Origin of the sequence: Paraburkholderia sp. 22098, from assembly GCF_052045935.1 — a bacterium.
GTDB classification, from domain to species: domain Bacteria; phylum Pseudomonadota; class Gammaproteobacteria; order Burkholderiales; family Burkholderiaceae; genus Paraburkholderia; species Paraburkholderia caledonica.
Map to the genome: position 1 here is coordinate 274,887 of NZ_JBQEPV010000004.1, position 22,139 is coordinate 297,025.

General features: G+C 59.9%; 19 protein-coding genes. 10 read left to right on the forward strand and 9 right to left on the reverse strand.

Annotation, left to right across the window (positions count from 1 at the left end; genetic code table 11):
• The first annotated feature begins 185 nt into the window (after window positions 1-185).
• A complete protein-coding gene (locus tag ACTJLB_RS10515) occupies window positions 186-1,985 on the forward strand; it encodes a methyl-accepting chemotaxis protein (protein WP_440783206.1) in 1,800 nt (599 codons plus the stop codon).
• Window positions 1,986-2,013: 28 nt separating this feature from the next.
• On the opposite strand, the gene ACTJLB_RS10520 is transcribed toward ACTJLB_RS10515, so the two are convergent.
• From ACTJLB_RS10520 to ACTJLB_RS10530, 3 genes are all read right to left on the reverse strand, one after another.
• The gene (locus ACTJLB_RS10520) at window positions 2,014-2,394 is read right to left on the reverse strand and encodes a DUF5594 family protein (RefSeq protein ID WP_020065392.1); all 381 of its coding nucleotides are present in this window, start codon (window positions 2,392-2,394) and stop codon (window positions 2,014-2,016) included.
• 84 nt (window positions 2,395-2,478) lie between these two features.
• A complete protein-coding gene (locus ACTJLB_RS10525; protein WP_088174822.1) occupies window positions 2,479-2,667 on the reverse strand; it encodes a hypothetical protein in 189 nt (62 codons plus the stop codon).
• Between the two features lie 172 nt (window positions 2,668-2,839).
• Window positions 2,840-3,748 (reverse strand): LysR family transcriptional regulator, encoded by a 909-nt coding sequence (locus ACTJLB_RS10530; RefSeq protein WP_020065390.1) that lies wholly within the window; start codon window positions 3,746-3,748, stop codon window positions 2,840-2,842.
• A gap of 147 nt (window positions 3,749-3,895) precedes the next feature.
• On the opposite strand from ACTJLB_RS10530, the gene ACTJLB_RS10535 reads away from it, so the two are divergent.
• The 3 genes from ACTJLB_RS10535 to ACTJLB_RS10545 are packed head-to-tail and all read left to right on the forward strand — an operon-like array spanning window position 3,896 to window position 8,414.
• Complete coding sequence (locus ACTJLB_RS10535) at window positions 3,896-6,016, forward strand: 3-hydroxyacyl-CoA dehydrogenase NAD-binding domain-containing protein (RefSeq protein ID WP_440783209.1); 2,121 nt, start codon at window positions 3,896-3,898, stop codon at window positions 6,014-6,016.
• A 46-nt stretch (window positions 6,017-6,062) separates the two neighbouring features.
• The gene (locus tag ACTJLB_RS10540) at window positions 6,063-7,271 is read left to right on the forward strand and encodes an acyl-CoA dehydrogenase family protein (protein ID WP_440783210.1); all 1,209 of its coding nucleotides are present in this window, start codon (window positions 6,063-6,065) and stop codon (window positions 7,269-7,271) included.
• Between the two features lie 12 nt (window positions 7,272-7,283).
• Window positions 7,284-8,414: an acyl-CoA dehydrogenase family protein gene (locus ACTJLB_RS10545; RefSeq protein ID WP_440783211.1), complete on the forward strand. Its 1,131-nt coding sequence runs from the start codon at window positions 7,284-7,286 to the stop codon at window positions 8,412-8,414.
• A 152-nt stretch (window positions 8,415-8,566) separates the two neighbouring features.
• On the opposite strand, the gene ACTJLB_RS10550 is transcribed toward ACTJLB_RS10545, so the two are convergent.
• From ACTJLB_RS10550 to ACTJLB_RS10565, 4 genes are all read right to left on the reverse strand, one after another.
• Complete coding sequence (locus tag ACTJLB_RS10550; RefSeq protein ID WP_440783212.1) at window positions 8,567-9,505, reverse strand: aldo/keto reductase; 939 nt, start codon at window positions 9,503-9,505, stop codon at window positions 8,567-8,569.
• Between the two features lie 217 nt (window positions 9,506-9,722).
• Entirely contained in the window at window positions 9,723-10,022 is a 300-nt protein-coding gene (locus tag ACTJLB_RS10555; RefSeq protein ID WP_440783334.1) for an ArsR/SmtB family transcription factor, read from the reverse strand.
• A 43-nt stretch (window positions 10,023-10,065) separates the two neighbouring features.
• Entirely contained in the window at window positions 10,066-11,931 is a 1,866-nt protein-coding gene (gene ilvB, locus ACTJLB_RS10560; RefSeq protein WP_440783213.1) for a biosynthetic-type acetolactate synthase large subunit, read from the reverse strand.
• A gap of 221 nt (window positions 11,932-12,152) precedes the next feature.
• The gene (locus ACTJLB_RS10565; protein WP_440783215.1) at window positions 12,153-12,731 is read right to left on the reverse strand and encodes an AraC family transcriptional regulator; all 579 of its coding nucleotides are present in this window, start codon (window positions 12,729-12,731) and stop codon (window positions 12,153-12,155) included.
• 336 nt (window positions 12,732-13,067) lie between these two features.
• On the opposite strand from ACTJLB_RS10565, the gene ACTJLB_RS10570 reads away from it, so the two are divergent.
• Window positions 13,068-14,093, forward strand: a complete 1,026-nt coding sequence (locus ACTJLB_RS10570; protein ID WP_440783216.1) for a GlxA family transcriptional regulator — start codon at window positions 13,068-13,070, stop codon at window positions 14,091-14,093.
• Window positions 14,090-14,620, forward strand: a complete 531-nt coding sequence (gene mug / locus ACTJLB_RS10575) for a G/U mismatch-specific DNA glycosylase (protein ID WP_440783217.1) — start codon at window positions 14,090-14,092, stop codon at window positions 14,618-14,620. The genes ACTJLB_RS10570 and mug overlap by 4 nt, the downstream gene beginning before the upstream one ends.
• On the opposite strand, the gene ACTJLB_RS10580 is transcribed toward mug, so the two are convergent.
• The gene (locus tag ACTJLB_RS10580) at window positions 14,593-15,513 is read right to left on the reverse strand and encodes a LysR family transcriptional regulator (protein WP_440783335.1); all 921 of its coding nucleotides are present in this window, start codon (window positions 15,511-15,513) and stop codon (window positions 14,593-14,595) included. The genes mug and ACTJLB_RS10580 overlap by 28 nt on opposite strands.
• Window positions 15,514-15,871: 358 nt before the next feature.
• On the opposite strand from ACTJLB_RS10580, the gene ACTJLB_RS10585 reads away from it, so the two are divergent.
• Window positions 15,872-16,546: an antibiotic biosynthesis monooxygenase family protein gene (locus ACTJLB_RS10585; protein ID WP_131316669.1), complete on the forward strand. Its 675-nt coding sequence runs from the start codon at window positions 15,872-15,874 to the stop codon at window positions 16,544-16,546.
• Between the two features lie 62 nt (window positions 16,547-16,608).
• Here ACTJLB_RS10585 and ACTJLB_RS10590 read toward each other — a convergent pair whose 3' ends face one another.
• On the reverse strand, window positions 16,609-16,809 hold the full coding sequence (locus ACTJLB_RS10590) for a copper chaperone (RefSeq protein WP_440783218.1): 201 nt from the start codon (window positions 16,807-16,809) through the stop codon (window positions 16,609-16,611).
• Window positions 16,810-17,403: 594 nt separating this feature from the next.
• On the opposite strand from ACTJLB_RS10590, the gene ACTJLB_RS10595 reads away from it, so the two are divergent.
• Genes ACTJLB_RS10595 through ACTJLB_RS10605 form a run of 3 tightly spaced genes read left to right on the forward strand, consistent with a single transcriptional unit; the run spans window position 17,404 to window position 21,655 of the window.
• Window positions 17,404-19,032: an MFS transporter gene (locus tag ACTJLB_RS10595; RefSeq protein WP_440783219.1), complete on the forward strand. Its 1,629-nt coding sequence runs from the start codon at window positions 17,404-17,406 to the stop codon at window positions 19,030-19,032.
• An 11-nt stretch (window positions 19,033-19,043) separates the two neighbouring features.
• Entirely contained in the window at window positions 19,044-20,120 is a 1,077-nt protein-coding gene (locus ACTJLB_RS10600) for an HlyD family secretion protein (protein WP_027804212.1), read from the forward strand.
• A complete protein-coding gene (locus ACTJLB_RS10605) occupies window positions 20,117-21,655 on the forward strand; it encodes an efflux transporter outer membrane subunit (protein ID WP_440783220.1) in 1,539 nt (512 codons plus the stop codon). The genes ACTJLB_RS10600 and ACTJLB_RS10605 overlap by 4 nt, the downstream gene beginning before the upstream one ends.
• Window positions 21,656-22,139: the final 484 nt, after the last annotated feature.

Here is a 22,139-nt window from a genome sequence, read left to right on the forward strand (position 1 = left end):
GTTTTTTTAAATCGTAGTGCACGTTGGCCGTATTTGAATCTTATCTTCAGACGAATTCGCGCGATGCACTGCGTGAAAACACTAGCGCACATGCGCTCAAGACTTTCGGTTCGAGAGCCGTAAACCGCGTATGAGGCGCCCGCCTCAATCACTACGGCTCTATGCTCATCCGAAAGACTTCCACCATGTTCACATCCATTCGCGCGCGGATCGTTGCGCTGTGCGTCGCCATCGTCGTGGTCGCACTTGCTGCCAATGCGGTCCTTAATTATGTGGTCGCGAATTCGTATAACGCCGACGCCATCGACAGCAGTTTGACGGCAGTCGAGAGCGGCCATGCAGCCGGTATCAGCGACTGGGTTGCCGCCAACAGCCAGATGATCGACTCGCTGCAGAACGCAGTGCTGCAACCCGACCCGTCGCCGGCGCTCCAGCAGATCGCCACCGCTGGCAAGTTCACCAACGTTTATGTCGGCTACGCGGACAAGACAGCAAAGTTCTCCGACCCGACCGGCATTCCCGCCGACTACGATCCGACCGGGCGGCCCTGGTACAAGCAGGCCGTGGCAGCAGGCAAGCCGGTGGCAACGCCGCCTTATGTCGATGTCGGCTCGGGTAAGCTGGTGGTCGCGTTCGCCGCGCCCGTGGTACGCGACGGCGCGGTGAAGGGCGTGGTGTCCGGCGACGTCGCAATGGACAGCGTGATTGCCAACGTGAAATCGATCCACCCGACGCCCGCGAGCTTCGGCATGCTGATCGATGCGGGCGGCAATATCGTCGCGCACCCGGATCCAAAGCTCACGTTGAAGCCGGTGTCCGATCTCGCGCCGGGCCTCGCGGGCGACAAGCTCGCCGCGCTCTTTAGCGCGCAACGTCCGCTGCAGATGGACGTGAGCGGCAGCCCGAAACTGTTGCGCGCGCAATCCATTCCGGGCACCAACTGGTACGTGGTCGTCGCGCTCGACAAAGCGGAGGCAACCGCCGGCATGCGTTCGCTGCTGACCGCGTCCGTGATCGCACTGATCGTGATTGCGGGCATTGCAGCGGCTATCGTCGCGGCGGTCACCGCGGCTTCGTTCCAGCGTCTGTCGAAAGTACGCGATGCAATGGACGACATCGGTTCCGGCGAAGGCGATCTGACGCAACGCCTGCCAGCCGTCGGCAACGACGAAGTCGCGCAGATCGCCCGTTCGTTCAACACATTCATCGACAAACTGAGTCACGTGATGCGTCAGATTCGCGACGCGAGCGAGTCGGTGCGCGTGGCCGCCAATGAGATTGCAGCAGGCAACGTCGATCTGTCCGGACGCACAGAATCGGCTGCGGCGAGCTTGCAGGAAACCGCCGCGTCGATGGAAGAGATCACGTCCACGGTCACCCAATCGGCGAGCGCCGCGAAGCAGGCCGACACGACCGCGGTTTCCGCATCGCAGGTCGCTTCGCGCGGCGGCGTGGTGATCTCCGAAGTGATTACGACAATGGGCGAGATCGAACATGCGTCGGTGAAGATCTCCGACATCATCGGCGTGATCGACGGCATTGCTTTCCAGACCAACATTCTTGCGTTGAACGCTGCGGTTGAAGCTGCGCGTGCCGGCGAACAGGGTCGCGGCTTCGCGGTCGTGGCGGGCGAAGTGCGCAGCCTCGCGCAACGCAGCGCGCAAGCCGCCAAAGAAATCAAGGCGCTGATCGAAGCCACGGTCGCGAGTGTGAGTTCAGGTTCGGGCCAGGTGCGGCAGGCGGGCGAAACGATGACGGAGATCGTGAGCAACGTCGCCAACGTGACCACGATCATTTCCGAAATCACGCAAGCCGCCAATGAGCAGACGCGCGGCATTCAGGAAGTGAACCGCGCGGTGAGCCAGCTGGATGAAATGGTTCAGCAGAACGCCGCGCTCGTCGAACAGTCGACCGCAGCAGCAGCTGCATTGCAATCGCAGGCGGTGAGCCTTGCGAGCGCGGTTACGCAGTTCAAGCTCGACTAGACGATCCGAAAAACCCGGTGGCGCGGGCTCACGACTCGAAGTCGAGCCCGCCGATCAGTGCCACCGGATCGGCCTGCGTATGCGAAAGAAAATCAAGGTCGCGCGCATGATGCCACGCCGCCAGCTTTCGCGGCAGCGCGGCCAGATAGCGAGAGAAACGCGCCTGGCCTTCTTCTTTCATGAGCCTCTCGATCTCGTCGCTGTCCCACGTGAGATATAGATTCAACGGATGCTCAAACTGGGCGATATGCTCTAGCGGTGCGGCATGAATGCGCAGGCGCGTAGGATGGCCAGGGCCTTCGTACGGCAGTACTTCCGTGTGCACGGTGGTAGCGAAGCACGCGGCGATGGCCTCGGCAATGCGAGGCGCGAACTCTTCATCGAAACGGGCGGCATTCTCTGGACGCATCTGATTCTCCGACATGCTGCGCAATGAGCGGAGCATCGTAGCATGTACTATGCGGCCCGCTGCAAGCACTCAGCTCGGCGCCGCCTAGCCCACGCGCCTCGTTTTACGCGCGCGATTGCCGCGCCGCCGGATCACGTAACTCACGAGCGCAGCAAGCGCTGCCGTCGCCGCATAGCCCGCCAGGCGAATAGCCTGCTCGGTGGGCAGGCGCGCGATCAGCATCGCGACAATGATGCTTGCGAGCACGACGAGAAATGCGATTGTCCACTTCATTCCGGTCTCCGCTGACGTTCACGACGTTCGTGACGTTCTTCAGGTTCGTGGCGTACTGTCGCACGGCGCGTGCACGCTCTTTTTCACAGCATACTCGCCAGAGCTACATGAAGGGACAATTGTGGTCCGCCGAAAACGCGCGGGCTACGAAGCGTGGGCTACAAAGCGTGGGCTACGAAGCGCCGCCTCTTCCGCTTGCTCGCGCCTGCGCCAGAATGAACTCGATGAAAGTCGCCGCGGCGCGAGTGTGGTGCCGGTTCGGCATGTAAAGCATGTACATGTTCGTGCCGAAGATGCTCAAACGCCATTCGTCGAGCGTGGTCACGGCATCGCCGCGTTTCAGATCATCTTGCACCACATAATCCGGCAAGATGCCGACGCCAAGTCCTGCGAGTACCGCTTGCCGCAAAAACAGAAAGTTCTCGGAGATGATCGTCGGTTCGAGCAACACCTCGTGCCGTTCGTCACCGAGATAGGCGGCAACGCGTAACTGACGGCCCACGACCGCCGCCGTAATCAACGGCGTGGTGCGCAGATCGTCTAGTTGCATGGGCATGCCGTGGCTTTCCGCGAACGCGCGCGATGCACAGGCAACGTATCTGACCGGCCCCATGTCGCGTGCCACGAGATTTTGCGGTGGCTCGGACATGACCCGCACGGCAATGTCCACTTCGTCGCGCATCAGGTCTTCCACGCGGTTCTCGAACAGCACATCGAGAACGATGCCTGGATAGCGACGCTTGAACTCGATCAACCACTCCGACATGACGAGTTGCCCATAACCGCTCGGCACGCTCAGGCGCACTCGCCCCTGCAGGCTTTGCCCGAGCGTCGTTACCGATTCGCGCGCGGCCAGTAGCGCGTTCTGAATCGCGCGGCCATGCTCATATAGCTGAAGGCCGATCTCCGTGGGCTCGACGCGACGCGTGGTGCGCCGGACGAGTTGCAAGCCCACCGAGCGTTCCAGCTGGTTCAGGTGGTAGCTCACGTTCGCGCGGCTCATTTTGAGGCGCCTCGCCGCCTCGCTCAGGTTACCTGCGTCGAGTATCTCCACCAGCAAAGTCAGCGAATGGACGTCCACAACCGCGCCTTTTGTCAAAGATATTTTGACAGTCTGTCAATCGTTCATGTGATTGTCAATGAACCTTGACCACTCCACAATCAGCACAATTCGCGGGCGCGGGATGTCGCCTATGCGCCCAGACAATCAGCAAGGAGACGACACGCCATGAGCCTCACCACTTCAACCGACGTCGTGACACGCGAATTGCGTGGCAAGGTGCTGCTCGTCACGATCGATCACGCGCCCGTCAACGCGCTCTCCGCCGACGTGCGGCGCGGACTGCTCGCCGCGATCGAAGCCGCCGACAGCGACCCTTCCGTGCAAGCCGTGTTGATCGTCGGCGCGGGCCGCAACTTTATCGCCGGCGCGGACATTCGCGAGTTCGGCAAGCCGCCGGTGCCGCCGTCGTTGCCGGACGTGTGCAACCGCATCGAAGCGTGTACGAAACCCGTCATCGCGGCGATTCACGGTGCGGCGCTCGGCGGCGGTCTGGAGGTGGCGCTCGCGGCGCACTACCGGCTCGCTGTAGACGGGGCGAAGCTCGGCTTGCCCGAGGTCCAACTCGGGTTGCTGCCCGGCGCGGGCGGCACGCAGCGCACGCCGCGCCTGATCGGCGCCCAGGCGGCGCTCGACCTGATGTTGAGCGGTCGCCATGCAAACGCGCAGGAAGCACTCGTGTTAGGGCTCGTCGACCGGCTTGGCAGCAGCGACGACATCCTCGCGGAAGGGCTCGCCTATGTTCACGAATTGCTTGCGGGTCATGCGCCAGTGCGCCGCACGCGTGACGCCACCGCGTTGAACGACCGCGCCGCGAGCCTCGCCGCAGTCGCTACGGCACGCGCCGAGACCGCCAAAAAATCGCGTGGTCTGTTTTCACCGCTAAAAATCGTCGATGCAGTCGAAGCGGCGATCGCACAGCCTTTTGAAGACGGCTTGCGCCGCGAACGCCAACTCTTTCTCGAATGCCTCGACAGTCCGCAGCGTGCGGGCCTCGTTCATGCGTTTTTTGCAGAGCGCGAAGTGCTCAAAGCGCCCGAGACGCGCGACACGAAGCCGCGTGCGCTGAACGCGATTGGCGTCGTCGGCGGCGGCACGATGGGTGCGGGCATTGCCGTCGCAGTGCTCGACGCGGGCCTGCCCGTGACGATGATCGAGCGCGACGAAGCTTCGCTCGCCCGGGGCCGCGCGCACATCGAAAAGGTCTATGACGGCCTGATTGCGAAGGGCCGCATGAGCGCCGAGAAAAAGGCCCAACTCATGGCGCGCTGGACCGGCAGTACTTCATACGACGCACTCGCCGACGCGGATCTCGTGATCGAGGCTGTGTTCGAAGATCTGTCGGTCAAGCAGGCCGTGTTTGCCGAACTCGACCGCGTGTGCAAGCCGGGCGCCGTGCTCGCAACCAACACGTCGTATCTGGACATCGACGCGATTGCAGCCAGCATCTCGCGCCCCGCGGATGTGATCGGTCTGCACTTCTTCTCGCCGGCCAACATCATGAAGCTGCTTGAAGTAGTCGTGCCGAAAGCCGTCAGCGCCGACGTTGTCGCCACCGCATTCGAGCTTGCAAAGAAGCTGCGCAAGACGCCGGTACGCGCAGGCGTGTGCGACGGCTTCATTGGCAATCGCATTCTCGCCGTGTATCGCAGTGCCGCCGACGCGATGATGGAAGACGGCGCCTCGCCCTATCAGATCGATGCAGCAGTACGCGCGTTCGGCTTCCCGATGGGACCGTTTCAGGTGGTGGATCTCGCTGGCGGCGACATCGGCTGGGCAGCGCGCAAACGGCGCGCAGCGACGCGCAATCCGGCCGCGCGCTATGTGCAGATTGCCGACCGTCTATGCGAGCGAGGCTGGTTCGGTCAAAAAACGGGGCGCGGCTTTTATCTGTACCCCGAAGGATCGCGCAGCGGCCAGCCCGATCCGGAAGTCGAGGCGATCATCGATGCCGAGCGTGTACGAGCCGGCATCACGCCGCGTGAATTCTCCGACGACGAGATCATTCGCCGCTACATGGCCGCGATGATCAATGAAGGAGCGAACGTCGTGCACGAACGGATTGCGCTGCGACCGCTCGACGTCGACGTGACCTTTTTATACGGCTACGGTTTCCCGCGCTATCGCGGCGGCCCGATGAAATATGCGGACATGATCGGCCTGCCGCGCATTCTCGCGGACATCCGCGAATTTGCGAAAGAAGACCCATTGTTCTGGCGAGCTTCGCCCCTGCTCATTGATCTGGTCGAGCGCGGCGCGGATTTTGCGAGCCTCAATTACACGGCATGAAGCGGCTCTTTTTCAGCGTAGCCGTTTAACTCACGAAGGAACAGTCATGGATCTGAACTTCACACCTGAAGAAGAAGCCTTTCGTGCAGAAGTGCTTGCGTTCTTGCGCGACAAGCTTCCACGGCACCTCGCCGACAAGGTGCATGGCGGCCGGCGCCTCACGCGCGACGACATGGCCGGGTGGCATGCGATTCTGAACGAGCGCGGCTGGCTCGCAAATCACTGGCCCGCAGAATACGGCGGACCGGGTTGGACCGCAGTGCAGAAGTTCATCTTCGAAAACGAATGTGCGCTGGCCGGAGCGCCGCGCATCGTGCCGTTCGGCGTCAACATGCTCGGACCGGTGTTGATCAGATACGGCAGTGAATCGCAGAAGCGGTATTGGCTGCCGCGTATTCTCGATGGTTCCGATTGGTGGTGTCAGGGCTACTCAGAACCCGGCGCAGGGTCCGATCTCGCTTCGGTCAAGACCACTGCCGTGCGCGGCGTCGACGCGGACGGCGAGCATTACATCGTGAACGGCCAAAAGACCTGGACCACGCTCGGCCACTACGCGAACATGATCTTCTGTCTCGTGCGCACCGCAACCGACGTACGCAAGCAGGAAGGCATCAGCTTCCTGCTCATCGATATGAAAACGCCGGGCGTCGAAGTGAGGCCGATCATCACGCTCGATGGCGAGCATGAAGTGAACGAAGTATTTTTCACCGACGTGCGAGTGCCCGCTGAGAACCTGGTCGGTGAGGAAAACAAAGGCTGGACATACGCCAAATATTTGCTCACGTACGAGCGTACGAATATCGCGGGCGTCGGGTTCTCCGTCGCGGCATTCAACCGGCTGCGCAAGATTGCGGCGAAACAGCAGCGCAACGGCCGGCCGCTTTGCGAAGATCCGGCGTTCGCGGCGCGCATGGCACGCGTTGAAATCGATCTGGAGAACATGAAGACGACCAACTTGCGCGTGATCGCGGCAGTAGCGGGCGGAGGCGTGCCGGGTGCCGAGAGTTCGATGCTGAAGATTCGCGGCACGGAGATTCGCCAGGAGATCTCGTCGCTGACGCGCCGCGCGGTGGGGCCGTATGCGCAGCCGTTCATCGAAGAAGCATTGCACGACGGTTATCAAGGCGCACCGGTCGGTCCCGAAGAAGCGGCGAGCGCGGCTTCGCTGTATTTCAACAATCGCAAGCTGTCGATTTTCGGCGGCTCGAATGAAATCCAGAAGAACATCATTTCTAAAATGATCCTCGGACTGTAGGAGACGCACGTCATGAATTTCCAGCACACCGAAGATCGCCGCATGCTTGCGGATACGTTGAACCGCTTCGTCAGCGAGCAGTACCGCTTCGAGACGCGCGACAGGATCGCCCGCTCGCCTGAAGGCTTTAGCCCTGAACTGTGGAGTCGTTTTGCAGAGCTAGGCATTATCGGTGCCCTCTTCGATGAAGCGAACGGCGGCTTTGGCGGCGGCGGATTCGATATCGCGGTGGTGTTCGAGAGCCTGGGCCGCGGCCTCGTGGTCGAACCGTTCCTCGATACGCTCATTGTGGGGCAGGCCGTCGCACGAAGCGGCAACGCCACGCAACGCGCCCTGCTGGGCGAATTGATCGACGGCTCGCGTATCGCCGCACTCGCGCATGGTGAACCCGGCGGCCATTACGAACTCTCGCGTGTCACCACGCGCGCCCAACGCGAGGGCGACACGTGGCAATTGAACGGCGCTAAAGCGGTGGTGCAGCACGGTGAGCACGCTGCACTCTTCCTCGTGTCCGCGCGGACCACCGGTGCGGACGATTCAGAGGAAGGCATATCGCTCTTTCTCGTGCCTCCGGACGCAGCGGGTGTCAGCGTGCGAGGCTATCCGAAAATCGACGGCGGACGCGCGGCCGAAGTCACGTTCGACAATGTCACACTCAGCGAAGAATCGCTGCTTGGCGCGGAAGGTGCGGGCTTCCCGACCCTCGAGTATGCGATTGCATGTGGTGTGCTTGCGTTGTGTGCGGAGGCTGTCGGCGCGATGGACGTCGCGAAGGACTACACGCTTGACTACCTGCGCACGCGCAAGCAGTTCGGCGTGGCGATAGGCAGCTTCCAGGCGCTGCAGCACAGAATGGCCGACATGCTGCTGGAAATCGAGCAGGCGCGTTCAGCGGTAATCAACGCGGCAGCGGCGCTCGGTGCGCAGCGCACGGTGCGGGAGCGCGCGGTGTCGGCGGCGAAGTACAGCATCGGCAGGATCGGCGCACTGGTCGCGCAAGAGTGCATTCAACTGCACGGCGGCATAGGCATGACGTGGGAGTTGCCGCTCGCTCATTACGCGAAGCGGCTTGTGATGATCGATCATCAGCTTGGAGATGAGGATCATCACCTGGATAGATTCGTACGATTAGGGCGTGAGTAAAGTCATAACCGCGTCTGCCCGCCAGGACCAGCAGTCTCCTGACCGCTGATGAGAACAGTTCAGGTTCTAAGGGTTATGACTGACGCGCTCGCTTCGACGGTTTCGGGACATTCCACGCTCGTTTCTGGCCAGCACTGCGCCAGATCGCAACCTCATTCAATGCGCGGGATAAATCCCGGGTTGCCGGTCTTCACGACCTGGTTAAACCGCTGCCTGGTTTCGATGCGATTGATCTCGTCGAAGGCATCAGCGGGAAGAGCTGAAATGTCGAAATTCTCGCGCGCACGCGCGGCGGTCTTCGGCGTCGTCAGGACGGCGGTCCCGCGCTGCACCGCCCATGCAAGCAGTACCTGTGCAGGCGTCTTGCCAATCCGCGCGGCAATTCGTGAGACGACCGGATCTTCGAGCGGCCCGGGTCTAATTCCGTGACCTAACGGGGCAAACGCCAGAAACACGATCTCTTTCTTCTTGCAGAACTCCAGGAGTTCGTTTTCTGGAAGATAGGGATGCGCCTCGACCTGAACCACGGCCGGCTTTATTCTTGCCGATTCATAGAGCGGTACCAGATCATCGAGGCCAATGTCGGACAGACCGATCGCGCGACATCTTCCCCCGTCGACCAGATCTTCCATCGCCCGCCATGTATCGAGCAGGGTCACTCCTTCGTCATAAAGCACGTTTCCATTTGCGTCGCGAGGATCCTGTTCATCTCCCGCCTGGAATGCGAACGGCGTATGAATGAGATAAAGATCCAGATAGTCCAGTCGAAGCCTTTCAAGGCTTGCGTCGAAAGCCGGTTTGACGCGCTCCGGACGATGATTCGAATTCCATAACTTCGTGGTCACGAAGATGTCTTCGCGTGCGATTCCACCCGCTGAAAGTCCCGCTTGTAACGCGTCGCCCACCTCGCGCTCGTTGCGATAGCGTTCCGCACAATCGAAGTGCCGATAGCCCGCTTCCAGCGCGTCTTTCGTGGCGCTTATCGTGATGGCCGCATCGGCGATCAGCGTGCCAAAGCCGATTGCGGGCATGGAGCCGCCTCCGTGGTTCAGCGCAATTCTTTTGAGCCGGAAATCGCAAGGCTCGATCATGACGATACCTCCGCATTGAGTGGTGCCGCACAGGTCCCGTAGCCGGGTACTCCGGTCGGGCAAAGAGACAGGGTCAATGCCACGCATCGAGCCTGAAGCGAAGACTGTGCCTTCGCAATTGTCGAACGCTTGTCTCGACTTCCAGCATAGGACGATTTGTGAAGAACACCGGACGATTTCGACGAAGAGAAGAGACGCGATGCGCCGCGCGCCGCATTCACAAATGTAAGCTGACCTGTCTGGCAAACTCGCCGATCACCTCTTCATTGCGCGATAAAAAGACCCACTGGCCCACTCGCGTCGGAACCACAAGCTGCGCCTCTACCAGGCTTGCAACGTGCGCCGAGACCGTGGACTGCGATAGACCGCTGCGCGCATGAATCGCGTTCGGTGGCACGCCATGACCGAAATCGATGTGACCCTGTGCAAAAATTTCGTCCGGCGTCTTTAACCACGCGAGAATCTGCCGCCGGAAGGGATTCGCAAGCGCCTTGTGAATCAGGTCGACATCAATCATGGCGTTTTGCCCGGAATGGAAATAGAAAGCATCGAAAGCATGCTCAGAACATGTCCGCGGCCTGAAGCCGCACTGCCCCTTCCTTTCCATGTTCCGGATTGGATCGCGACGGTATGAACGGCCCTGTAATCATGTTCGAATAGCTTTGACCCGGACCTACCATTGGAAATACGTCGGCGTTCTGATCGATCATCACTTCCAGAAAGGCGGGTCCCTCGAACGCCACGAATGCTTTCAGCTTCGCCTCGAGTTCGCCCGGCGTTTCGACGCGACAGGCAAACTCGAAGCCGTCCGCGCGCGCCGCCATCACAAAGTCCTTGCGATGAAGAGCCTTGTCGCTTACGAAAGTACGTCCTTCGTAAAAAAGACGCTGCCACTGGCGAATCATCCCGTCACCACGATTGTTGAGCAGCAAGACCTTCACTGGAACGCCGTACGTGCTGGCCGTTTCGAGTTCTCCAGCGTTCATGCGGATACTGCCGTCACCGTCGATGTCGATAACCAGCGCATCAGGCCGCGCCAATTGAGCGCCGATTGCGGCGGGCAGACCGAATCCCATCGTGCCCATGCTGCCCGAGGTAAGAAAGCTTCGCGGCTCGGTGAACTGGTAGAACTGTGCGGTCCACATTTGATGCTGGCCTACACCTGTGCTGATGATTGCGCGCCCACCGGTAATTTCGCTGAGTTTTTCAATCACACGCTGCGGCTGAATCAGAGGGTTGCTGCGGTCATAGTTCATGCCGTGGCGCTGCCTCAGTTCCGTCACCCATCCGATCCATCCGGCGGACGACAAAGCAACGGACTCGTGCTCCATCAATGCGCGCAATGCCTGCCTCGCGTCGCCTATGTGACTCCAATGCGCGCGCTTGACCTTGTTGATCTCCGCCTCGTCGATGTCGATATGTGCGACGTGTCGCGCGCCTGCCGCAAACATGTCCGGTCGGCCGCCCGCGACCCGATCGTCGAATCGTGCGCCCACCGCAATCAGGAAGTCGCAATCTTCAACGGCGTAATTCGCGCAGGCGGCGCCGTGCATGCCGAGCATGCCGAGCGATAGCGGGTGTTGCGCAGGTATCGCGCCGAGGCCCATCAACGTCGTCACGACCGGGATCTCGTAACGCTCCGCGAACTGACGCAGTTCGGCCGTTGCGCCTGCCGCGATAACACCGCCGCCCACATACAGGAGCGGTCGCTCGCTCTGTCCAAGGAGATCGAAGAACTGGGCGCCTTTTTGCTCGTCAAGACGAGAACCGTTAGCCACTAATCGCAACCGGTCGGAGTAGCCTCGAAAGTGCAAGGTGCCTTGCCCCTGATACTGACCGACCCAGTTCTGGATGTCCTTTGGCACATCGACTACGACCGGACCAGGGCGGCCAGTGCGCGCGATTTCGAATGCCGTGCGCAATGTCTGTTCGAGTTTGGCGGGGTCGGTGACGAGAAACACCTGTTTGGCGCAGGCCGACATGATGTTGAAGACCGGCGCTTCCTGGAAAGCGTCACTGCCGATTGCCGCGCGCGGCACCTGACCGCATATGAGGACGACGGGAATCGAATCTCCGTTACAGTCGGCGATCGGCGTGACTGCATTGGTCGCGCCAGGCCCGGACGTCACCATGAACACACCTACTTTTCCGCTCGCGCGCGCATAGCCGGCCGCCATGAAACCCGCCGCCTGTTCGTTGGCCGGCACGACGAATTTGATCTGGCGTTCAGGGCGTGCGGCGTGTGATTCGTTGAAACGGAACACCGCGTCATAAGTCGGCAGGATCGCGCCGCCGCTATATCCGAATAGCGTATCGACGCCCTGCTCCGCAAGTACGCGCAGGATAATGTCGGCGCCCGACATTGGTTCGCCGGGAAGCGTTGGCGCCGGACAGACTTGTGAAGCAAGGTTCAGATTGGTGGTCATGGCTGACTCGTGTGGAGAACCGCCTTGGGATCGACGGCCAGGTCTTACCAGCGATGGGCCAGAAGAACCATGAAGACGATTCTGCCAATGATCCAAACAGCACGCTCAACGATGCAGGCGCTCTACGGGCCAAAAGAGAACACATCCGGGCCAGCGTATCGCCGAAGCATTGCGAAAAAGGAAACGCGGTCGTTCCAGCACCTTGCGGTACACGCTTCTGTTCAAATGCCTCGACGCAATAGTGCTTTCGCAACGTCGCCGGCGATGTGTTCGCCCAGATCTTCTCCGACGAGAGCCAACGCGAGATAGATACCGGCACTCACGCCGCCCGACGAATAAAGGTTGCCGTCTTTCAAGCAGATTTGATCCGTTACAACGTGCACCAATGGATACTCGCTTGCAAGACGCTGTGCGTCGCGCTCACGCGTGGTCAGCCAGCGATCGTTCGCAAGACCCGCACGCGCCACGAGAAAAGCACCGTTCGACACCGACGCGATCTTTCTCGCGCTGCGTCCAGCGTTCGTGAGCCAATCCACCAGTTCGCGATGCTCGCGCTCCGAACCTGTCGCCGGAGAACCGGGCACCATGACAATGTCCAACGATGTCTGCAAATCGCGCAGAGACGCTGTGGTGCCCACCGCGGTGCCGTTCGAGCATGTAACCGGCCCGGGACGCGGCCCAACAACGTGCTGCTCGTAGAACGCGGCGCCGCATACACGGTTCGCTTCGTGGAACACGTCCATTGGGCAACTCACCTCGAGCAGTTGAAAACCTGAATACACCATCATCCCGACACGCATGCGCCGTTACTCCGCGAGTGCACTCAACTAGATCGATCCTTCAAATCAACTTTAACTAATCGACGTCGCCCCGGAATGCATAGAACCCGCGATACCTGGCCAATCAGCGCGGAATTTGGGCCACTTCGTGCCGCCGGCGTTGCCGTGAGTTTTTGCCCGTTCTTTACACTGACGCAAAAGTCATTTAACGGTTACGGCAGGCGCCGCATGTGGCGGTTGCTGTAAGCTAGGCCATCGCTCGTTGCCGTCGCTTATCGCGTTGCATGGCGCCCCCATCAAGGAGCGTCGGCCCATGCTGGTAACGGAAGCGCGTTCCTATTTGATGAAGGTCACGGCATGAAAGTCGTCATTGTCGTATTCGATGGTGTGCAGGCACTGGACGTTGCAGGCCCACTCGATGTATTCGCGGAAGCGAATGCAAATCTCTCCGAGCATCAACGCTATGAGGTGTCGCTTATCGGAAGCAAAGCCGGCACCGTGACATGCTCCAACGGGATGCAACTTTCCGTGCCATCGGCTTTTGCCGATTCTCTCGCCCAGTTCGATATGGTTCTCGTCGCGGGAGGACCGACCCTGCCCGATTACCGGCCAACGGACGACTTTTTGAAATGGTTGCAAACGCAGGCATATGGCGCGGCACGGTTCGGTTCGGTGTGCAACGGCGCGTTTGTGCTGGGACACGCGGGACTGATCGACGGCAAGCAAGTAACGACCCATTGGGCAGAAGCCGCCCGCCTCGCGCGCGACTTCCCTTTGGCCTGCGTGCAGCCCGACCGGATTTTCATTCGTGACGGCCGGCTGTTTACATCTGCTGGCGTGACAGCGGGAATCGACCTTTGTCTTTCGCTCGTGGCCGAAGACTGGGGACACGAAATGGCGGTGCGTGTCGCAAAACGCCTCGTTGTATATATCCAGCGAGAAGGCGGTCAATCGCAGTACAGCCCTTACATCGGGGCCGGCAAGGATGACAATCCGATTATCGGCAAAGTGCATCAGTATGTGACCGAGCATATAACCGACACGCTATCGATCGAACAGCTCGCCACCGCTGTTTCGGTCAGCCGACGTACTTTTTCACGCCTCTTCGCCAAGTATGCGAAGGTCACGCCTTCGGCGTTTGTCGAACAGGTTCGCGTAGATACGGCGAGAAAGCTACTCGAAGACTCGGACGCTCCGCTAAAAACCGTCGCATTCAAGTGCGGTTTTCACAGTGCCACGCAAATGCGTACCACCTTCGCCCGTCGGCTCAATGTCACGCCAAAACAATATCGCCAACGATTCCGCGGCACGGTCGAGTCGCGCCCGCGGACAGATACGGGCACCGGCATGCTGGTGGCGGCACAAAGCGCGAGTTATTCGTGAGTCGCGCCATCGACACTCAATCGCTTCCGGATGTTCTAGAGCCAGGTTTGTCGCTGGTATTTTGCGGAATAAATCCTGGCATGCGTGCTGCAGCGAGAGGCCACCACTTCGAGGGTAGAAACAACCGCTTCTGGCAGACGGTGCACCTCGCAGGCTTTACTCCGCAACAGATTCGTCCTGAAGACGACTGTACTTTGCTCCGTTATGGTTGTGGACTCACCACCGCAGTCTCGCGTCCAACTGCGCGAGCAGGCGAGCTTTCGCGACTGGAGATAGAAGCGGCCGCATCTGATTTCCAGCGCAAAATCGCACACTATGCGCCGCGGTATATCGCCTTTCTCGGGAAGATGGCGATCTCGGCAATGTCCGGCAGGCGCGATATCCAATGGGGATTGCAGGCCGACAGATTCGGCGGTGCGCGCGCATGGGTGCTGCCTAACCCGAGTGGCCTCAATCGTGCATATAGCCTCGATTCGCTGGCGACTGCCTATCGCGAACTTCACGTGGCCGTTGCGTCTTCGTCCTGAAGGTGCGGATTGCTGCGCAGGCTATCGGTGACGAAATCCACAAACGCGCGCACCTTGCCGCTCGCGCCCCGTCGCTCGATGTGCAGCAGATTCACTGGCACAGCCTCGGGCTCGAACGCCGTCAGGAGAGCCCGCAGCTTGCCATCGAGCACCTCTGGCGCCGCTTGATACGAGAGCAGTTGAGTGATGCCTACGCCATCGAGTGCCGCCAGCACCGCGGCGGGAGACAGGTCGACAATCATCCGTGGCTGAAGCCGCACCGGCAGTCTCGATCCATTCTCGTTGAACACCCATTCGAACGGACTGGACACGCCGGTAAACGACACACAGTGGTGGTTCATCAGGTCTCTGGGATGGCGGGGCTCACCATGCGCAGCAATGTACGCCGGCGCCGCGTAGGTGCGGCGTCGCACCGTGCCTAGAGGAACGGCGAATATCGTCGAATCTCCAAGATGGCCGATACGAATTGCAATATCCACACCTTCTTCCAGTAGCCGGGTCGTGCGATCGGCATACACGGCATTGACGTTGACCTCGGGGTAGCGCAGCGCGAACGCGTTGATCAAGGGTGCGACGAACCGCTGCCCGAATAGAACCGGCGCCGATACCGTCAGCGTGCCGACGGGATTCAGGTGGTCTGCTGCGACATTCGCGTCGGCCTCGGTAATAGCGTCCAGCACTTTACGGCAGGCATCGAGGTAGCCGACGCCTGCGTCAGTCGGCCGAACCGTGCGAGTGGTCCGTGCGAGCAGTTGCGTGCCAAGCCGCGCTTCAAGCGAATTCAGTGCCCGTGAGACCGCCGGTGTCGACATTCCGAGCTTCTCCGATGCGCCCGTAAAGCTGCCACGATCGACGATGGCTACAAAGACCTCCATCTCGCGCAATTTGTCCATTTCAACTCCCCATCGGTCATCTGCTGCGCACCTCGCGATTGTAGGCACCGGAATGCTTCGTCTATTCAACCTGGCCCAAAGATGACTGGGATTGGCCGAGCGCAGGCTATTTAAGGAAGACGCAAATGCAATGCTCAAAGTGTTTGCGATGCTAGCTGTGTCTGCATCGGCACTATTGGTCTGAAGGAAGAAAACGCTCGTCCCCGCGCCTGTTCACGGAATGGCAAATTTGCCGAACTTATTGGCCCAATATGGAGCGCGCTTCCGCTTCAGTAAATTCGATGCGGCACGGACAATCAATGCAGCCAATCGCCCGACCGCGGGTCAATCGTATCGCTAAGCAAAGGAAGAGTCCGGAATGTTTTCTGCAATGCTCGAAGTACATCCTCTACGTGAACAGTTCGACCTGTATCTCGGCATGGCAAAGATGCTACGTCCAGAACTCGAAAAGATCGTGGGCTTTATCGACAACAACCGCTATGCAAGTTTGACGCGCGACGGGTGGCTACTTTCGCTGTCAACGTGGCGCGATGAAAAGTCGCTCGTGCGCTGGCGCACCACGACGAAGCATCATCAGGTACAACAGGCAGCGCGCGACCGCGTGTTTTCCGACTATCGCCTGCGAATTGGACAAGTCGTCGAGGACACCTGCTTGCCTGAGGGAGAAGTGCTGCTTGAACAACGTCTTGATGTAACCGAGACAGGAGCAGGCACTGCGGTGACGCTACTCGCTGCGACGTATGCGCCGGAGTGGCTCAGACAGGCAGGAGCAGAGGCCGTTGTAAAGTCAATGGGACTCGACCTTGCGGCTTCCGGTCTGGTTGCGTGGGACGTATTCGATGCGCTAATGACGCCAGGCGACGTGATTGCGGTGCTGACGTGGCGCGATCTAGAGGCCGCGCAGGTGTTCCAACGAGAAGCCACGCTGCCGGCCAATGTGCATTTGCGACATATTCGTGTGGTGCGCGAGTATGGAATGTTCGATCGCCGTGAAGCACCTCAATACTTCAGCGACGCGCAGCCTGCTGCCTAGCGCGCGGGGCGAATCGGGAGGCGGCTCTACATTGCCTCCCGATACGCCCGAGTACCGTCAGCCTATGCCTCGACAATGCGCACGTCATAGTCTTCGTCGACGAAAGCAACGAGGAACTCCTCCGGCATTAACCACGAATCGACGCTCACGGTTTTTGCATTGACGTTCACGCTAACTTTGGCGTCTGCGTCGACCATCTTCATTGCATGCTCAATGGTCGGGACGTCGTCTGTGCGAATGTCTTTCTTCACTGAAAATTTCATGTCTCACCTCTCCAGTCAATAGCATTACGGCTGCATACCTTCTCCGCACCGGGCATCAGACTGCATGCGAGCCAGCTCACAGTTCATGGCGATGCACCTTCAGAAGAAGCATGGCGCGACGGCACATCGCCGGCTTGTCCTAACTATGGGTGTCGTATGTGCCATTGGAAAGCCTGCACTCTTGCGTTGGCCCAAAAACGATCAGAAATGGCCACCGTACGCTTCGTGGCGAGTTGCACGTCTTCGTACTGTTTCCAGCACAACCCATGTCGATTGGCTCGTCGAATCGAAAGAGATTATTCCAGAACACGCGCATGCATGAGGGCGCTCGGACTCATTGGCCCGATTCGCAAACGGAATGGCCAAATGCACAAGCTCCATTGTCTTTCATGAAGGTCGGCCGGTCTCCTAGAATTAATCAACCTCGATGCGGTAGTCCAGCGGCGCTGAAATACGTTGAACGGACGCGCCGGAACTACGAGGGGAAAGAAGTGACCTGTACGCCGGTTCCGCTCGATATTTAACACTACCGAGCGTCGGCAATCCCGGTGCCCGGCGCAAAAGCCCAACCCTTCTGGTACATCTGCAGACCTCATGAACATCGCAACGCCACGGACAACTGGAACGGCAGAACCGGAGGAAGTCGGCTCGCCGACGCCGGTCGCCTTACGGGAAGCAGACAGTCCAGCTCCAAAGAACGCTGCGACACCTGGGTTATCGCCTCGCCTCGCGATCGGGTTGGTTGGGATGCTTCTCTCCTCATTGCTGGCGATAGTCAATGAGCAGGTGACGGCGGTCGCGCTGACGGACATCCGCGGCGCACTGTCGATCGGACACGACGACGGAACGTGGCTGACTGCTCTTTTCGAGGCTGCAAACGTAACCACGATGGTATTTGCGCCGTGGTTCGCGATGACGCTCACGCTCAAGCGGTTCACGATCGGCGCGGTAGTGGCCACCATGGTGTTCGGATTTCTTTGCCCGCTGGCACCGAATCTGCCGACGCTGCATGTGCTTCGAGTACTCCAGGGAATAGCCGGCGGTTGTCTTCCGCCGATGCTGATCATCGCAGCACTGCGCTATCTTCCGCCGAAGATCAAGCTCTATGGACTTGCTGGGTATGCATTGACTGCAACCTTCGGGCCGGCACTCGGAATTCCTCTCGCCGCGCTGTGGACTGAATATGTGAACTGGCGGATGACTTTCTGGCAGATCGTGCCGCTAGGCCTGCTGAGTTGTATCGCGATCCAGCAAGGGCTTCCTGTGGAGCCGCTCAAACTCGAACGCTTCAAATCGTTCAACTGGAGCGGATTCGTGACAGGCTGTCCTGCAGTTGCGATGCTGGTCATTGGCTTATTGCAAGGCGACCGGCTGGACTGGCTCAATTCCGGCTTTATCCGCGTGATGCTCGGCGGTGGTGCATTGCTGCTGATCGCATTCATCGTGAACGAGTGGTTTCATCCGCTGCCGTTTTTCGGCCTGCGTCTACTTGGTCGGAGAAACTTCACGCACGGCCTTCTTACGCTCGCGGGGGCCGTGATCCTGCTGACCGGCATCGCCGTCATCCCGTCCCAATACCTTGCGAAAGTACACGGCTACCGGCCGCTTCAAACGACGCCGTTGGCGCTGCTCGTCGCACTGCCGCTATTAATTGCGCTGCCTGTGACTGCGGCCGTTTTGAATATCCAGCGGGTCGACCGCCGGTGGATTCTCGCCGCTGGAATTTCGCTGATGGGCGTCACCTGCTTCATGGGAAGCTTCATGACGTCAGAGTGGGTACGCGATAACTTCTACTGGCTGCAATCGCTGCAAATTGCAGCACAACCCATGGTGATTCTCTCGATCCTGATGGGCGTAACCGGTGGTCTCGCTCCAACAGATGGCCCGTTTGCATCCGCCATGTTCAACACGGTGAAGGTTTTCGCCGGAGTGGTAGCGACCAGTCTCATCGAGGGGCTAGGTACTGCCCGCCAGCACTTTCATTCGAGCATGCTCGTTGACCGGCTCGGCAATAGCGCACTGATTACAGCGCAAAGCGTCGGCGAAGATCACGGCCTCCTCGCCGCACTTGCGCACCGTATTCACGAGCAGTCCGTCGTGCTGACATCCGCGGACCTTTATCGCGTGATGGGCTGCATCGCGATAGCCCTGCTTCTTCTCGTGCCCGTGTTACCGACGCGTATCTATCCACCCTGGTGCACCACGCCTCCCTCTTCCCGCTGATCGATGAATATATGTCAACTGTCTTCCGACTCCCTTTGAAAACGCTTCGGCTCGCCGCGTATGTGGTGGTTCCCTGCGTCGTTGTACTTGTTTGTATATGGCTGTGGGCCGAGCCCGGCAGCGAGTCGACCAACGACGCATATGTCACCGCCGATTTCACTCTGGTGGCGTCACGCATCGCAGGCCAGTTGTCTGACGTGCCGGTCACAGATAACCAGCAGGTGAAGGCCGGCCAACTGCTCGCGCGTATCGACGACCGCGACTTCCGGGCAGCGCTCATGAGCGCCGAGGCTGACGTGGCCGCCGCGAAAGCCTCCGTTGCGAACTACGACGCAGAGATTGCGCGGCATCCGTCGCTCGTCGATCAGGGCCGCGCGACGCTTCGCTCGGACGAAGCAGCCATCGAGTTTGCGCAAGCAAACGCATCGCGCTATCGCAATCTGTCCGAAACCGGCGCGGGCACGACGCAGGAACAACAGCGTGCATCGAGCGCACTGGCCGAGCAACTCGCACAACAGTCGCGCGATCGCGCAGTACTCGTCGCCACCCAGCAAAACCTCGACGTGCTGCGTACGCAGCGCGATAAAGCAGCCGGCGCCCTCGCGCATGCGCAGGCCACTCTGGAGCAGGCAAAGCTGAACCTTTCCTATACGGAGATTCGTGCGCCCATAGACGGGAAGGTCGGAAGACGTTCGGCACGCGTTGGCGCATTCATTACGCCGGGTGCTCCGCTTCTCGCCATCGTGCCGCTTACGGATGCATATGTCGTCGCGAACTTTCAGGAAAACCAGCTTGCAAGAATGCGCCCGGGAGCTACAGTGCGCATTAAGGTCGACAGTTTTCCGGGTGTCGTTATTCGAGGCCATATCGACAGTCTTGCGCCCGCTACCGGCGTCAGCTTTGCGCCTATCGCGCCCGACAACGCGACCGGTAATTTCACGAAAGTGGTGCAGCGCGTGCCGGTCAAGATCAGCATCGACCCGGGTCAGCAAGCGGCATCTGCATTGAGCGTGGGGCTTTCTGTCGAGACTGAAGTCGCTGTCGGCAAACCCGCCGATGTGTCGATGAAGGAGGCGGACCTCAAATGAACGCGCGCGAGTTTTCCGTCCGTACACCGGCATTGGCTGTGTTGGTGTGCTTTGCGCTAAGCGGGTGTCTGGTCGGGCCCAACTTCGAGCGCCCAGAGGCCGCTGCACCTGATGTGTTCAATCGAACACAGTCCGCACAAGCAGCGAGCCGCCCGGTCGAGTCGGAATTCAACTCCGACTGGTGGAAGCTGCTTAACGATCCCACGCTGAATTCGCTGGAAGAACGTCTGGGCGATGCGAACCTCGATGTAGCGGCGGCGTCCGCTCGCCTGCTGCAAAGCCGGGCGGAGCGGCGCATCGTCGGCGCTGAGGAATATCCCAGCCTCAATGGAGCCGCCTCATATAACCGCGAGCGCGGCAGCATGAACGGCATCCTCTCGTTGCTCGGCGTTACACCCACGGGAACACAAACCCAGTCCGCTTCCGGTGCCTCGCCGACCGGCGTGGCGGCATTGCCTGGCGACAAAGGCTCGCCGGCGTACGACCTTTATCAGTTCGGCTTCGACGCGTCGTGGGAACTCGATTTCTGGGGACGAGTAAGGCGTGGCGTGGAGGCCGCCACCGCGATGAGCGAGGCGTCTTATCAGGACCGGAATGCTGTGCTGTTGTCTGCACGCGCGGAACTTGCGCGAGACTATGTTCAGCTGCGCGACACTCAGGCTCTGCTGGAAATAGCAAAGCAGAACCTTGCAATCGCTCGCGATGCCACGAAGCTCACAGAGACGCGAGTACGTGAAGGCGTCACTACGAATCTGGACGTGGCCAACGCTTCCGCGCAGGCAGAGTCTATCGAGACCCTCATTCCGACTCTCGAGGCCAGCCGCGAAACAACGATCAATGCAATTGGCGTGTTACTGGGAATGCAGCCGGGTGGACTACAGCAAATGCTCAGCGAGGTCGGTGATGTTCCAGCGTTGCCTCGTCAAGTACCTATCGGATTTCCGTCGGAAGTGGTGCAACGCAGGCCGGACATCAGGAGAGCCGAGGCGCAGTTGCACGCCGCGACCGCGACTATCGGTATGGCTAAGGCAGACTTTTATCCGCGCATATCGCTCAATGGCAGCGCGGGATTTCAGAGCCTTCAGCTTTCTACTCTCGCAGACTGGGCGTCGGGTCAATTCGTGATTGGGCCGTCAATAACGCTTCCAATCTTCGAGGGTGGCCGCCTCAAGGGAACACTGCACTTGCGCGAGGCGCAACAGCAGGAAGCCGCTATCGCCTACAAGCGCACGGTGCTGCAGGCCTGGCGCGAGGTGGACGATGCGCTTGTCGTGTACGACGCCGAACAGCGCCGCAACGATCGGCTCAAACAAGTGGTCAGCCTGAATCAGAGTGCGCTTTCGATCGCACGGCAACGGTACAAAGCAGGGGCCGTCGATTTTCTCGACGTGCTCAACGTGCAGAAGCAGTTGCTCGACGCACAGAGTAATCTTGAACACAGCAAAGCGAACGCCGCCACTAATCTCATCACGCTCTGCAAGGTACTCGGCGGTGGTTGGGAGTCGACTTATGGCCAGCAGCAAGCGGAGCATTAGGCGTTGAGCCGCCACGCTGCCCGTTCTTACAATCGACACGCAATTAGGCAATTGCGGCACAAAGGGGTCAAAAGAAGGTATGTAATTCAACCTACACGGTTCGATTCGTGATCCTATCGATCTATACCGGATCGTGCTTCAAACTGAGGTTAAAAATGAAAGTTTCCTTATCTTCAATGCTGGTTGCCACGGTAATGTCCGCTGCATCGGGTCTCGCGTATTCGCAAACTGGCCAGCCTGTCCAGAATAGCGACGGATCAGGTACGACCATGTCGCAACCTGCAATGTCGCAACCTACGGCAGCGACACCCGGGTACGACTCTCTTGGACCGCAACCCGGCGGCTCCGCCGCAAGCGGCAGAGGGCGAGACGGGGGCCCTTGTATCGTTGGCTTGTCTTGCGACATTTATCGGGGCAGCTAACTCGGCCGGCGACACATGTCACCGCGAGGCGTCGGGCATGTGTCGAACGTGTGTCGACCGCC